The sequence below is a fragment of the Ignavibacteriota bacterium genome (assembly GCA_016716225.1).
Taxonomy (GTDB): domain Bacteria; phylum Bacteroidota; class Ignavibacteria; order Ignavibacteriales; family Melioribacteraceae.
This window is the reverse complement of the sequence record JADJWT010000001.1, coordinates 3057359-3071848: the sequence shown is the minus strand read 5'-3', so window position 1 is coordinate 3071848 and position 14490 is coordinate 3057359. Positions and strand designations below refer to the sequence as shown.

The window sequence follows — 14490 nt, the reverse complement described above, 5'->3', positions numbered from 1 at the left end:
AAAATTAAATTGGATCTTTTCTGAAATGTAATATTTATAATTCTTTTACAAAAATATTTCTGAAACAAACTTTTGCATTGCTATCATGATTTTGTAATCCAAAATATCCACTTGAAGCAAAATCTTTTATTTTTCCACGTGGTTCTGCATTCCAATCATTTACAAGTTTTCCATTTAATTCTACTTTTATATTATCACCATTAAATGTAATTCTGTAATGATTCCATTCTCCTGTCTTTTTAGTTGCATCTACTTTCGCAGGTTCAGCATCGTAAACTGATCCGGTTTTATGAGATGGATCTGCATCGTCATCAATTTGAATTTCAAACGAATGATAAATGTAATCATCACTAGTCAGTATTTCCGGAACTCTCACAAAAACACCGGAGTTAGTTTGTGGGGCTAAACATTTATATTCTAAATCAAGAATAAAATTATCAAACTTTTTAACGCTGTACCAAAACAATCCCATTCCACCGCTTGAAGTCAACACACCAGTATTTTCATCTAACTCAAAATAACCGGGACCGTAATGATTCCAACCGTGTTTATGAAATTTACCATTATCAAATGAACCTAAAACTTCAGTAAAACCTTTGTAATAAGTAATGCTATTAACATAATCCAAACCTTTTTTTATTGATGAGCTTGGATCCGGTTGCTCATCTTCTCTTTCGTGTTCAACAGAAAAAGTTCCTTTATAATTTTGCAAAGTTAATTCAGCTAAAATATCATGAATATTTACTTTGCCGGAACCAAATGGAACATCTTCAGCTTCTTTAACCCCAGATTTATCCAAATCTTTAAGATGAATATTATGAATTCTACCTTTTAATAATCTTAAAGCTTCAAGTGGATTTACACCACTTCTTAACCAATGACCAGTATCTCCGCAAATGCCAATTCTTGAATCAACTTTAGATATATTTTTTAGAACAGTTTCCGGATTCCAATATTTTGATGGTTGAGGATGATTATGAATTCCAACTTTTATATTATACTCTTTAACCATTTTATCAATTACGGAATAATCATCATAATTTGGTTCAAGCATGATAACTTGAATTCCCATTTTTTTTGCAAAGTCAAATGTCTTTCTTGCTTCTGATTCATTGTTTTCAAAATTTGTAACACCAAATGCACGAAGTGTAATTCCATATTCAGTAAGTTTTTCCTTTGCTAATTTCATATCATCTTCGCTCATTCCGGGTCCAAAAGTTTTTTCCTCATTATCTGGTAAAAATTTTTGTCCGGGAAATGCTTCTAAATATTTTATTCCAAGATTATTTACTTTTTCTAATGTTTCCATAAATGAAAGTTTTCTAAAAGTCCAACATTGCATTGCAGCTGGAATCTCTTTTATTTTTACTTCAGAATAATTTGTATTCATAATTTCTTTACTCACATCAGTTAATTTTTTCTGCGGAAAAACATTTGTAAAGGAAAAAATAATTAGCAAAAATGTTAAATACTTTAATAGTTTCATAAATTCTCCATTCTATTTTTTTAATTTTGGATTCCATTCACCTTTTGCAACTTTTGGAATAAAAGTTTCTAAATCATCAGGTGGAAATTTAATTGTTTTTTCTTCTTCTGCACTTTTGTAAGCAGTCATAAGTAATTCAGTTACATTAACGCCATCACTAAAATTTTCTTCCGGTCTTTTACCATTTAAGAAAGACTGAACCATGTGACGATTTTCATTATCATATCCATAAGCATTTTCTTCATTACTTACAATTGGCATTAAACCAACTTCGGCATTCTGTTTTTCAACCAAATCTTCACCTTGTTTTCCTTGAATATCTCTGCTCAAAAATATTTTCATATCTGTATCAAGGGAGTTTATAGAAAGTGAATATTCTGGACCAAGTACTTCCATACTTAATCTTAAACCAGCGCCGACAAAACACCAAGAAGTTGTAGTTTCAACAATAATTTTCTTATCATTTTCATCTTTATATTCAATAACGGAACGTGCATAATCTTCAGATGGACGATTTTGATAATCAACTTTTCCGTTACTATTATTTGATAATATTTCAGAATATTTTGGAATTTGCCATTTCAAACATTCTGTATGTGCTGTAACCTTTACTGGAGTTAAACTTTCGCGTGGTTTACCTGGTTCAGTTAGTAAATACCTCGCAACTTCTACTGAATGACACATCATATCATTTAAAACTCCACCGCCTTGAAGTGAGCCTTCCCAAAACCACGGCATGTGCGGACCGCTATGCTCTTCTGCAGCTCTTGCTAAATATGGTCTTCCGGCATTTGCTCCTCTTGACCACAATAATTGTTTTCCTCTAATTGAAGTGGGTGCAAAAATTTGATCTTCTAAATATCCATCTAATAATTTAGCTCGTTGTGCAAGTTCAAGCATTTTTTTTGCTTCATAAACATTTCTCCCGAGTGGTTTTTCACAAGCTATTCCAATTAATTCACCTTTCCCGGATTCAACTGCATTAACAATTTCTTCCATCACTTCAAGTCGAGTAAAATTTGGAGTTAAAATCCAGATTGCATCAATATTCGGATCAGCAACTAAATCTGCTATTGAGTTATGTACTTTAGGATCCCCAACATTTAATTGTTTAACCAAAGCAGCAGCTTCATTTGCAGATTTAATATTTTTGTCAAAAATTCCGTTTATATCTCCGTCTCTAACAGAAACCCATGATCTAATATGAAATTTTCCAATAAATCCGGTACCGATTAAACCAACTCCTAATCTTTTTTTCCCCATATGTTTTCCTTAAATATTTTTAATTTTTACGATTTATTTTCTTTGAACATTATTCCGAAAAATATCATAACTAATGTTGCAAAAATTGCTGGGATAAACCAAAAATTCTGCCATTCAATTAGACTATTTCCAGTAATTAAGTTATTAAATAGCAAACCGGCTATTTGTGAACCGATTAACATTCCCAATCCATAAGTTGCAAGAATTATAAAACCTTGTGCTTGATTTCTAATATCAGAAGGTGCAGTTTTATCTACATAAATAAATCCAGCAACAAAAAAGAAATCGTAACAAATCCCATGAAGAATGACGCCAGTAATAATCATCCATGCAATTGAGTCATCAGCACCTAACGCAAATAACAAATATCTTAGTGCCCAAGCTCCCATTCCAGTTAACAACATTTTTTTTACACCTAAAATTGGGAACAACATTGGCATAATTAAAATAAATAAAACCTCGGACATTTGTCCAAATGACATTACAAATGCGGGATTTTGAATTCCGGTTTCATTTAAGTAAACCGGTGCATAAGCATAATATACTGCAAGAGGAATACTAATTAAAAATGAACTTATAATAAAAATCATAAAGGATTTTGTGTTTAACTTTTTTATAGCATCTATACCAATAATTTTTCTGAAAGATGTTTTTTCACCTTTTGCAGGTGGTGGAGTATGAGGAAGTGTGAAACTAAAAAACCCCATAAATAAACTTACAATTCCGGCAATTGTTAATGGAAGAGAAGTTTCATCTGCACCTAATACTTTACTAACAAATATACCGGCAACAATCCATCCTATTGTTCCAAATACTCTGATTACTGGAAATTCTTTTTCTTGATTGGTAAGATTTGCAAAGGCAAGCGTATTTGTTAATCCTACTGTAGGCATGTATGCTAACATGTGAATTAAAAGTAGCAAAATAAACAATGTTGGAGAAGTAGCGGCAGCTATTGGCGTTAACAAAATAGCAATACCCCCAATAATATGTAATACACCTAAAACTCTTTCAGTTGCAAAAAATCTATCGGCAACCATTCCCAAAAAGAAAGGAGAAATTATTGATGAAATTGGACTAACCGTATAAGCCCAATGAATTACGGATGTCATTCCAATTGCACCCATATAATTTCCAACAGTTACATACCAAGCTCCCCAAATAACATATTGGAGAAACATCATAATTCCTAAACGAATTTTAACACTCATAATTTACCCCGGAAATTGAAAAAAATAAATATGTGCTTTTAAAATAATTTATTTTGCAAACCAATAAAAATAATTCTTAAAAGTTGAGCTACACTTGAAAAAATATTATATTGCAAGTAAAACGATTGTTCTTAAAATAAACTAATTTTTTAAATATTCCACAAACAAATTTCAAACATTTTTTATATTTTCAAATGTTGATAAAATTGATTATTTCAAAATTTCTAATAAATACTAATTCCTTCTAATTAGGAGTAAAAATGAAAAACGAAAATGGAATTTCACGCAGAAGTTTTATTGGCAGAACTGCAATGGCAACAGCAGCTTTTACAATTATTCCAAGACATGTATTGGGTAAAGGTTATATAGCACCAAGTGATAAAATAAACATTGCTTGTATTGGAATTGGCGGAAAAGGTGAATCTGATGCTGAAGCAATGGAAAGTCAAAATGTTGTTGCTCTTTGTGATGTAGATGAAATAAATGGTTCAAAAACAAGACTTAAATACCCCAATGCAAGATTCTACAAAGATTTTAGAGTACTACTTGAAAAAGAAAAAAATATTGATGCATTAACAATTAGTACCCCAGATCATACTCATGCAATAATAGCTTATACTGCAATGCAATTAGGAAAGCATGTATACGTTCAAAAACCATTAACACATACAGTTTATGAAGCAAGAAAACTTGCAGAAGCTGCAAAAAAATATAATGTGGTTAGTCAAATGGGAAACCAAGGACATGCTGGAGATGGTGCAAGACTTATAAATGAATGGATTGCGGCTGGTGCAATTGGTGATGTTCATGAAGTTCATACATGGACAAACAGACCAATTTGGCCACAAGGAATTAAAAAACCGGAAGAAATACCATCATTACCAAATTACTTGGATTGGAATTTATGGTTGGGACCTGCACCTTACAGAGAATACCATCCAGCATATCATCCTTTCAATTGGCGCGGATGGTGGGATTTTGGAACCGGCGCTCTTGGTGATATGGGTGCACATATTTTAGATCAACCATTTTGGGCGTTAGATTTAGATTTTCCAGATACTATTCAAGCTACTTCTTCAGAATTTAATGAAGAAACTTTTCCGGTTTCATCAATTGTAACATGGACTTTCCCGGAAAAAGATGGAAGAGCTCCGGTTAAAATTGTTTGGTATGATGGCGGATTGTTACCGCCAAGACCAGCAGAATTAGAACCTGGCAGAAAAATTGGTTCTTGCATTTATTACGGTTCAGATGGAATTTTAATGCATGATGCATATGGTGATAGCCCAAGATTAATTCCAGAAACAGAAATGAAAGATTTTAAAATTCCCCCAAAAACTTTACCAAGATCACCCGGTATTTATGAAGAATGGTTTGAGGCAATTAAAAACGGCACCAAAAGCTCAACAGATTTTGAGTACAGTTCTAAATTAACTGAAACAATGTTGCTCGGAAATATTGCCATTAAGCTTAAAGAAAAAAATACAATTTTAGAATATGATGGTAAAAATGGTCAATTTAAAAATATGGATGAAGCTAATGAATTATTGACCAAAAAATATCCAAGCGGTTGGGAAATGTAAATTATCAAATATTATTTTTCAAAACAATTTAAGATAGAAATTATGGATCAAAAAAATTCTGGATTTTCTCGCAGAGATTTTCTAAAAACTTCAGCAGCCGTTGGTATTGGATTATTCGTTTCGCCATATATAAAAACTTCTGCACAAAAATCATTAACAAATGATATAAATGTTGGGTTAATTGGTGCTGGTGCTGAAGGACAAGTTTTGATGGATGCTTGTTTAAAAATTCCAAATGTTAGATTTAAAGCAGTTTGTGATATTTGGGAAAATTATCATTTAACTCGTGCAACAAGATTACTTAAAAAATTTGGCCACGAAGCAAATCCGTATATTGATTATAGGGAAATGCTTGCCAAAGAAAAAAATTTGGATTCAGTGATTGTTGCAACACCGGATTTTTGGCATGCACGTCATGCAATAGATTCAATGGAAGCTGGACTCCATGTATATTTAGAAAAGGAAATGGCTAATACTTTGGAAGGTGCGCGTCAAATTGTTCATGCGCAAAAAAGAACCGGGAAAATTGTTCAAGTTGGGCATCAGCGAAGAAGCAATCCATATTATTTGCATTCATATAATAATCTAATAAAAGATGCAAAGCTGTTAGGAAAAATCACAACCGTTAATGGTCAATGGAACAGATCTGTACAGCCGGACAATGGCTGGCCTCAAAAATTTCCTATCCCTCAACATATTTTAAGCAAATATGGTTATAAAAATATGCAAGAACATAGAAATTGGAGATGGTATAAAAAATTAGGCGGTGGTCCAATTGTTGATTTAGGTTCTCATCAAATTGATATTTATACTTGGTTTATTGGTGTTCCACCAACTTCTGTTATGGCAAGCGGTGGAACCGATTATTATGAAAAGAGTACTCACGAATGGTATGATACAGTTTTAGCAACATTTAAATATAATACTCCAAGTGGTATTGTACGTGCATTTTATCAAACAATTACAACAAATAGTAATCAAGGATATTTTGAAACTTTTATGGGTGATCAAGGAGCATTAACAATTTCTGAATCAGCCGGAAGAGTTGGTGTATACAAAGAAGCTAACGCGCCGCTTTGGGATCAATGGGTTACAAAAAGATTTCTTGATGCACCAAAAGAAGAACCAAAAAAAGAAAATACAGCAGCAATTTTAGATGTTCGAGAAACAGCAGCTCCTCCAAAATATTCATTGCCTATTCAATTTAATGATCCGTATCATAAACCGCATTTAGAAAATTTCTTCAATACAATTCGTGGTAAAGATACTTTAAACTGTCCCGTAGAAGTTGGTTATGAAACAGCAGTTGCGGTTTTAAAAGTTAATGATGCAATTCAAGCAAAAAGAGAAATTAATTTTAATCCATCCGAATTTAAAATCTAGATTATTATGAAATATAACTTCAGAATTTTTGGAAAATTTTTTATTGGATTCTCAATTTTATTTTTAACAATTAATTTTAGTCAAGATAGAAAAGTTGGTGATGTAAATGATGGCAGTAAAATTCATCCAGTTCATTTACTAAATTTATTGGATTCAGATGGAAATATAATTGATCCAAATTATGAATATGCAATCCCCTTTTCTACAAAAAAAACTTGTGGTAATGAATGTCATAATTATGAAAAAATTAGTGATGGATTTCATTTTAACTTTCATGATACAAATAATAACAAATCTGAAAATAGCGAACCATGGATTTATACAGACCCCACAACATTAACAATTTTGCCACTATCTTATAAAAAACAAAATGGAACTTTTTCTCCGGATGATGTTGAACTTTCACCAATTCAATTTTTATTCAGATTTGGTCCATATTATGCCGGCGGTGATATTAGTGAATTTGACAGTTTAGAAAATCCTAAAGATTTTTTGCGCTGGAATGTTTCCGGAAAACTTGAAGTCAATTGTTTAATTTGTCATGATGCCGATCCGTTTTATGATCAAGCAGAATATGCTTCTAATATTAGAAAACAAAATTTTAAATGGGCAGCAGTTGCAAGTACAAGTTTTGCGGAATTTAAAGGTAATGCATCAAAAATGCCTAATAATTATGATATTTACAATTTAACAACTGTGCAAACAATTGATCAAAGATCTTCGGTTCCGCCAACATTAAAGTATGATAAAGATAAATTTAATTCTGCAAATAAAGTTTATTTCAATGTAACAAAAAATATTCCAAATGATAATTGTTACTATTGCCATTCGTCAATAATAGCTGATCAAAATCTTCATGCAAATTGGAAAAATGAAGAAGATGTTCATCTGAAAGCTGGACTGAAATGTGTTGATTGTCATAGAAATGGTGTTGATCATAATATGATAAAAGGAACTGCTGATGATAAATTAGCTAACTCAAAGACTTTTACATGTGAAGGATGTCATATACCGAATTCAGAAAATGGTACCCCTACAAACGGAAATTTAGGAGCTCCAATTCCACAACATTTAGGAATTCCCGCAGTTCATTTTGAAAGATTGACTTGTACGGTTTGCCATTCTGGTAAACTTCCAACAGACAAACCGGAAATGATTAAAACATCCAGAGCACATTTTTTAGGAATGCATGGAACAAATAAAGAACCGGATGTTTTCCCTCATATTTTTACAAATGTTTATACAGAAAATAATTCAGACAAAATAGAACCAAGAAATTTAATTTTCCCATCTTTTTGGGGATACAAAGATAGTACCGAAAATATTATTCCATTTCCAATTGAATTTGTAGAACAAAATATTAGACCAATGCTTGGATTTGACTCATTATTTAATTTTGGAGTTTGGCCAAATGTAAAAGATAGTATTGTAATTTCAATTTTAGATTCGATTAAAAGTATGAAAATTTTTAATGGGCAACCGGCATTAATTTCCGGAGGAAAGTTTTTTTATGTTAAAGAAAAATCACTCGCAAGCCAAGATTATAATGAATTAGGTTATTCATGGAAAATTTCTCACTCGGTTAGACCAGCTTCGCAAGCACTTGGTGTAAACGGTTGTGTGGATTGTCATTCAGTTAATTCAGCATTTTTCACAAGCGATGTATTTGTAGAAAGTTCTTTATTTAAAGAAAATAATAAAACTTTATCTATAAGCCGTTTTCAAAATAATAGTGAAATTTATCAATCACTTTTTTCACTTACTTTTTACTTTAGACCATTGCTTAAATATATCATAATCTTTTCGGCATTTGTTATTTTGATTGTATTTATAGGATATTCGTTTAGCGGATTCAAATCAATTTCAAAATTCTTCCTTTCTAATAATTCTGAAGGAGTTTAGAAAATTTTATGTTTCGAATTTTATTATTTATTGGAATTACTAGTTCAATATTTTGGCTTTATAATTTTGGAAAGAAGAATGGATTTTCTATTGTTGAAATAATTCAAAAATTTTTTTCAGATTTTAAAAACTCAATCAAAAATATTGCTGAATTTAAGAAAAAGATTTTAAGCGAAAAAATATTTATAATTAAAAATATTTTATTTTTACTCACAACTTCACTTTTTTTGGTATTAGCAATTTCAGCATTTATACCTTCTTTAATTATTGGTGGAAATCTTACCGGAATTTTTCTTTTAATTCATGCTACCGCTGCGCCATTTTTTGCTTTATCATTGGCATTGGTGATTATTTTGTATTCGCATCAAAATAAATTTGAGGGAAAAGATTTACAAAATAAAATTGAACTAAGTAATTTAAAATCAGTCAAATTAAATAAAATCGGTTATCAAAAACTAATATTTTGGCTTTTCACTTTTTTTTCACTCCCTACAATTATTTCAATAATAATAAGCATGTTCCCAATTTTTGGAACAGAAGGGCAAAATATTTTGTTAGAAATTCATAGATATTCTGCTTTAGTCTTATTTATTTTATTAGTTTTACTTATTGGATTATTGAAATCAAAATCGAATTAAATTTTTAAAAAAATAAAAATCGGAGTACAAATGTTAATTAAACAAAACAAATTAAGTATAATACTTTATCTTGCTTTGTTTTTGGGAATTTTTACAACAAATGTTTTTTCTCAAAAAATGGTTCCAATAAAAATTGATCTTCCAAAAGCTATGTTCGTTGGAACACCAACAAATATGACAATCGATAAATTAGAAAAACCTCTAGGTAAACCTCGCCCTCCTTTTTTAGCTCCGGAAGGCACCAAAAATGTTGCGTTAAATAAAAAAGTAGTAAGCACGGATGATATGCCCATTATTGGTGAAATTGATTACATTACCGATGGTGATAAAAATGGTGACGAAGGATATTTTGTTGAACTTGGACCTTTCACTCAACACATTACAATCGATTTAGAAAAAGAATACAACATTTATGCAATTGTTTTATGGCATTTCCATAAGCAACCAAGAGTATATTTTGATGTTGTTGTCCAGCTTTCAAATGATAAGGATTTTAAGAAAAATGTTAAGACAATTTTCAATAATGATTTGGATAATTCAAGCAAACAAGGTAAAGGAACAGATTGGCATTATGTAGAAACTTCCGAAGGAAAATTGATTGATGCAAAAGGAGAAAAAGCCAGATATGTTAGAATGTACAGCAAAGGAAATAATAGTAACGATTTAAATCATTACATTGAAGTTGCAGTTTACGGAAAGTAAAAAAATATTATCAAAATTTAATGACGGTTACATTTTTGTGATCGTCATTTTTTTTGCTCTTTTTCTAAGATTATATGATTTAAATAATCGTCCATTCCATACGGATGAAGCAGTTCATGCCATAAAATTCGGGGAACTACTTGAATCCGGAAAATATATTTATGATCCAATAGAATATCATGGTCCGACTTTAAATTATTTTTCTCTAATACCCGCTTATATTTTTAACGAAAAAAAAATATCTGAAGTTAATGAAATTACCTTAAGAATAGTGCCAGCTTTTACATCAATAATTTTAATTATTTTCTTATTTTCAATTTTGAATGCGCAAAATAAAATTATTGTTTTGTTTTCTGCATCATTAATTTCAATTTCTCCAATTTATGTTTTTTACAGCAGATATTATATTCAAGAATCAATGCTTGTTTCTTTTACATTTTCATCAATAATTTCATTTTACAAATATTTCAAATTAAAAAAACTTTATTGGGGAATTTTTGCATCCTTATTTTGTGCATTAATTTTTGCAACAAAAGAAACATCAATAATAATTTTCTTTGCGGGAATTTTTTCTTTCTTATTTATTTATTTATCAAATCGAGATTTAAAATCAAAATTTTCGTTTAATATAATTCACATAATTTTGTTTTTCATAATTTTTATTTCTGTTACAATTTTATTTTATTCTTCATTTTTTACAAATCCAAATGGAATATTTGATTCATTAAAAACTTTTACCAATTATTTCAGCAAAGCTGGTAGTAATTCTGATCATATTCAACAGTGGGATTATTATTTAAATTTTTTGTTGTTCACAAAAAATGATTTAATAACTTTTACTGAACTTCCATTATTTATTTTTTTTATAGTTGGAATTATTTTTCAATTCAAAAAAAATAAGCATAATGTTTTTTTAAATTATATTATACTATTCAGCATTATTCAAGCAATTATTTATTTTATAATTCCATATAAAACTCCCTGGCTTGCATTAAACTTTTGGATTGGCTTTTTGTTAATTGCAGCTTTTGGAATTTGTTCTTTATATAAATTATTGCCAAGAAAAAATCTTAAAATATTTTTTTCAATTTTTATTGTAATAATTTTATCACATAATTTTTATCAAACATATTTAACAAATTTTAAATTCCCTTATCAACCAGAAAATCCGTTTACGTATTCTCAGCCAACTCCGGAAATAGTTTCAGCATCAAAAAAAATAATTGATGTTATTGAAAGTGATTCATCTGATCAAAATATTTATGTAAATATTATTTCTCATAATAATGATTATTGGCCATTGCCATGGTATTTACGTAAAATAAAAAATGTTGCTTGGAATGAAACAATTCCAAACAATATAAATCTGTTTCAAGTAATTATTATAACTCCAGAATTAGAAAATGAATTGATAGAAAAATTATATACTTTGCCGGAACCGGGAAAAATTAATTTGTATATTCCGATATTTGATAATTACACTTCTCTTAGACCAAATATTGAAATCAGAGGATTTGTACAAAATAGTTTGAATGATAAATATTTGCGAAATCAAAATAAAGTACAAATTGAAAATTTAAAATGATAAATCTTCCTTCAACTAAAACTATAAATATTCATCATTTTGCTCATGAAGCTATGGCAACAGTTTTTGAAGTAATCATAAATCTTGATGATAAAAACTATGCCGAACAAGCTGCACATAATGTTTTTAATGAAATTGATAAGCTGGAAAATAAATTTAGCAGATTTAGATCAAACACTGAAATTGCAAAAATTAATAACTCAAAAAACGGTGAAGAAATAAAGTTAAGTTTTGAAACATTTGAATGCATTTGGATTGCTAAGCAGATTTATGAAATGACAAATGGATTTTTTGATATTACAACCGGCAATGTTATTGACAAATGGAAAAATAAATTATTGGCAAATAAAATAAATGATTTAAACATTTCAGATTTTGGAAATAATTACTTCATTTTGGACGAATTAAATTTTACCATAAAAATTTTAAATGAAAATTTAAGTTTCGATTTAGGCGGAATTGGAAAAGGTTATGCAGTTGATTATGGAATCAAGTTGTTAAATGAATGGGATATTGAAAATGCAATTATTCATGGTGGTGGAAGTTCTGTAAAAGCTATTGGAAGATTTGGAAATGAAAAAGGTTGGAAAATTTCACTTAGCAATCCGAAAAATAATCATCAAACAATTGCAGAAATTAACATGCAGAATTTTTCAATAGGAAGTTCTGGCAAACAAAAGAATAATCATATAATTAATCCAAAAACTCTTCTGCCAAATATTGAAAGAGTTGCAACTTGGGTAATTACAGAATCCGCCACAATTGCAGATGCAATTTCAACAGCATTTATGTTAATGCCAATTGATGAAATTTCTGAACTTTGTGAAAAAAATAATTTTATAAGTGGTTTGATAATCTTATGTGATTCTTTAAAATTAAAAAAAGAAGATATTTTTATTTCAGATAATTTTTTTGCTGATAAATTTTTTATATAAGACTATAAAATCTTTTATAATTTTTTTTGAACTTTTATTAATACTTAATCTGCTGTCCTTATCGCAAGTCCACGTAACCGGAAATTCCAGAATTCTATAATTTTCGTTTTGAGCTAAAAGAATTAATTCTATTTCAAATAAAAATCCTTGAGTAATTAATTTTGGATATAAAAATCTTGCTATATCACCTTTATAGACTTTAAACCCGCATTGAGTATCCGTTAGATAATTGGGGATTTTTAAAAACAATTTTGCTGCAATTCCAAATATTTTCGAAATAACTTTTCTATTTAAATCTTGCTCAATTATAATATTGGAACCTTCCATTTTTCTTGAGCCGTTTGCAATTTCACATTTAGCATTTTTAATTAAATCAATTCCCATTTGGGCATTTTCAAAGGGAACAGTTAATCCAGAATCTGCATAAATAATAATTTTCCCTTTTGAATTTTTAATTCCTTCAATTATTGCGCCACCCTTACCAATATTGGTCGGTAGTTTAATCACCAATAAATAATTATTTATTTGGATTCTGCAATTTTCTGCGGATTGAAAAGTGTCATCGGAACTTCCATCATCAACAATAATAATTTCACCAGTAAATTTTTGCGACTTAAAAAATTCATCTGCTGCAAAAATATCTTTAGAAATTTTTTTGCTTTCGTTATATGCCGGAATTATTACTGAAATATCTATCATTTATTACATTAAAAATATTGAAAATAAAAAAGCTACTTAATCAACTTAAGATGATGATTAAATAGCTTAGTTAAAAAATAATGATTAAAAATTATTTTTCATCAAAAGCTGCATCAAACTTTATATTTGATGGCTGAAAATCTATTTTTTTAACAAATTCATAAGCTTCCTTAACACCGTGTTCACGTTCCATTCCGCTATCTTCCCACTCAACAGATAAAGGTCCATTATATCCAATATGATTTAATGCTCTAATAATTTCTTCAAAATTTACTCCACCGTGACCCAAAGAACGAAAATCCCAGCCTCTATCTTTATGTCCAAAATCCAAATGTGAAGCTAAAATTCCAGTTCTTCCATTTAACTGCCTTGCTGCATCTTTCATATGAACGTGATAAATTCTGTCCGAAAATTCGTGAATAAAAACAACTGGATCAACCATTTGCCAATGGAGATGACTCGGATCAAAATTAAATCCAAATGCTTTTCTTCCACTAATTGCATTAATAGCGCGTTGAGAAGTTACAATATCAAAAGCAATTTCTGTTGGATGAACTTCGAGAGCAAATTTCACTCCGCATTCATCAAAAACATCAAGAATAGGATTCCACATTTTCGCAAAGTAGGAAAATCCTTCTTCAATTGTTTTAGGAGAAACCGGCGGAAAACTATATAACAAATGCCAAATTGATGAACCTGTAAATCCATTTACAACATTAATACCTAAATTCTTAGCAGCTCGTGCAGAATTTTTCATAGCTTCAACGGCCCATGCTCTTTTTTTCTCTGCATCACCGGCACAATCCTTTGGAGCAAAACCATCGGAGCGATCATCATTATTTAAATCACAAACTAATTGTCCGGCAAGATGATTACTGATTGCAAATAGTTTTAAATTATTTTTTCTTAAAATTTCTAATTGAGAATCACAATAATCTTTATCTGCTGCAGCACGAAAAACATCCATATGATCTCCCCAGCATGCTAGTTCGATTCCATCATATCCCCAGTTACTAACCTTTTTTGCCAATATTTCTAAAGGAATATCTGCCCATTGTGCAGTGCATAATGTTATTGGTCGAGCCATAGTAAAACCTCTTTTA

The 14490-nt window shown here is 29.9% G+C and carries 12 protein-coding genes; 7 read left to right on the top strand and 5 right to left on the bottom strand.

The annotated features are described in order from the left end of the window. Window positions 1-34 precede the first annotated feature (34 nt). From IPM32_13365 to IPM32_13355, 3 genes are read right to left on the bottom strand one after another with little or no spacing between them, the layout of a single operon-like run. The gene (locus IPM32_13365) at window positions 35-1486 is read right to left on the bottom strand and encodes a DUF1080 domain-containing protein (protein ID MBK8946240.1); all 1452 of its coding nucleotides are present in this window, start codon (window positions 1484-1486) and stop codon (window positions 35-37) included. Between the two features lie 12 nt (window positions 1487-1498). After that, window positions 1499-2749, bottom strand: coding sequence for a Gfo/Idh/MocA family oxidoreductase (locus tag IPM32_13360; GenBank protein ID MBK8946239.1), 1251 nt, complete (start codon window positions 2747-2749; stop codon window positions 1499-1501). Between the two features lie 26 nt (window positions 2750-2775). Beyond that, on the bottom strand, window positions 2776-3960 hold the full coding sequence (locus IPM32_13355; GenBank protein ID MBK8946238.1) for an MFS transporter: 1185 nt from the start codon (window positions 3958-3960) through the stop codon (window positions 2776-2778). A gap of 260 nt (window positions 3961-4220) precedes the next feature. Between IPM32_13355 and IPM32_13350 the strand changes: the two genes are divergently transcribed. From IPM32_13350 to IPM32_13320, 7 genes are read left to right on the top strand one after another with little or no spacing between them, the layout of a single operon-like run. Beyond that, window positions 4221-5543 (top strand): Gfo/Idh/MocA family oxidoreductase, encoded by a 1323-nt coding sequence (locus tag IPM32_13350; GenBank protein MBK8946237.1) that lies wholly within the window; start codon window positions 4221-4223, stop codon window positions 5541-5543. A 42-nt stretch (window positions 5544-5585) separates the two neighbouring features. Further along, a complete protein-coding gene (locus tag IPM32_13345; GenBank protein MBK8946236.1) occupies window positions 5586-6926 on the top strand; it encodes a Gfo/Idh/MocA family oxidoreductase in 1341 nt (446 codons plus the stop codon). A 6-nt stretch (window positions 6927-6932) separates the two neighbouring features. After that, window positions 6933-8828 carry a hypothetical protein gene (locus tag IPM32_13340; protein ID MBK8946235.1) on the top strand — a complete coding sequence of 632 codons (1896 nt, stop codon included), beginning with the start codon at window positions 6933-6935 and terminating at the stop codon, window positions 8826-8828. A gap of 8 nt (window positions 8829-8836) precedes the next feature. Then, on the top strand, window positions 8837-9466 hold the full coding sequence (locus tag IPM32_13335; protein ID MBK8946234.1) for a hypothetical protein: 630 nt from the start codon (window positions 8837-8839) through the stop codon (window positions 9464-9466). A gap of 30 nt (window positions 9467-9496) precedes the next feature. Further along, window positions 9497-10168, top strand: coding sequence for a hypothetical protein (locus tag IPM32_13330; GenBank protein ID MBK8946233.1), 672 nt, complete (start codon window positions 9497-9499; stop codon window positions 10166-10168). Window positions 10169-10205: 37 nt separating this feature from the next. Further along, window positions 10206-11753: a TIGR03663 family protein gene (locus tag IPM32_13325; GenBank protein MBK8946232.1), complete on the top strand. Its 1548-nt coding sequence runs from the start codon at window positions 10206-10208 to the stop codon at window positions 11751-11753. Beyond that, window positions 11750-12688, top strand: coding sequence for an FAD:protein FMN transferase (locus IPM32_13320; protein ID MBK8946231.1), 939 nt, complete (start codon window positions 11750-11752; stop codon window positions 12686-12688). Before IPM32_13325 ends, IPM32_13320 begins: the two co-directional genes overlap by 4 nt. Here IPM32_13320 and IPM32_13315 read toward each other — a convergent pair. Both IPM32_13315 and IPM32_13310 read right to left on the bottom strand, forming a co-directional pair. Next, window positions 12653-13387, bottom strand: coding sequence for a glycosyltransferase (locus tag IPM32_13315; GenBank protein MBK8946230.1), 735 nt, complete (start codon window positions 13385-13387; stop codon window positions 12653-12655). The two genes, IPM32_13320 and IPM32_13315, sit on opposite strands and share 36 nt — an antisense overlap. Before the next feature lie 91 nt (window positions 13388-13478). Next, entirely contained in the window at window positions 13479-14474 is a 996-nt protein-coding gene (locus IPM32_13310) for a sugar phosphate isomerase/epimerase (protein ID MBK8946229.1), read from the bottom strand. Window positions 14475-14490: the final 16 nt, after the last annotated feature.

Bases quoted from the DNA above. Each gene is read 5' to 3' on its own strand.
- IPM32_13310 (MBK8946229.1), bottom strand. From the start codon at position 14,474: ATGGCTCGACCAATAACATTATGCACTGCACAATGGGCAGATATTCCT.
- IPM32_13360 (MBK8946239.1), bottom strand. From the start codon at position 2,749: ATGGGGAAAAAAAGATTAGGAGTTGGTTTAATCGGTACCGGATTTATT.
- IPM32_13340 (MBK8946235.1), top strand. From the start codon at position 6,933: ATGAAATATAACTTCAGAATTTTTGGAAAATTTTTTATTGGATTCTCA.
- IPM32_13355 (MBK8946238.1), bottom strand. From the start codon at position 3,960: ATGAGTGTTAAAATTCGTTTAGGAATTATGATGTTTCTCCAATATGTT.
- IPM32_13350 (MBK8946237.1), top strand. From the start codon at position 4,221: ATGAAAAACGAAAATGGAATTTCACGCAGAAGTTTTATTGGCAGAACT.
- IPM32_13315 (MBK8946230.1), bottom strand. From the start codon at position 13,387: ATGATAGATATTTCAGTAATAATTCCGGCATATAACGAAAGCAAAAAA.
- IPM32_13330 (MBK8946233.1), top strand. From the start codon at position 9,497: ATGTTAATTAAACAAAACAAATTAAGTATAATACTTTATCTTGCTTTG.
- IPM32_13320 (MBK8946231.1), top strand. From the start codon at position 11,750: ATGATAAATCTTCCTTCAACTAAAACTATAAATATTCATCATTTTGCT.
- IPM32_13345 (MBK8946236.1), top strand. From the start codon at position 5,586: ATGGATCAAAAAAATTCTGGATTTTCTCGCAGAGATTTTCTAAAAACT.
- IPM32_13365 (MBK8946240.1), bottom strand. From the start codon at position 1,486: ATGAAACTATTAAAGTATTTAACATTTTTGCTAATTATTTTTTCCTTT.
- IPM32_13335 (MBK8946234.1), top strand. From the start codon at position 8,837: ATGTTTCGAATTTTATTATTTATTGGAATTACTAGTTCAATATTTTGG.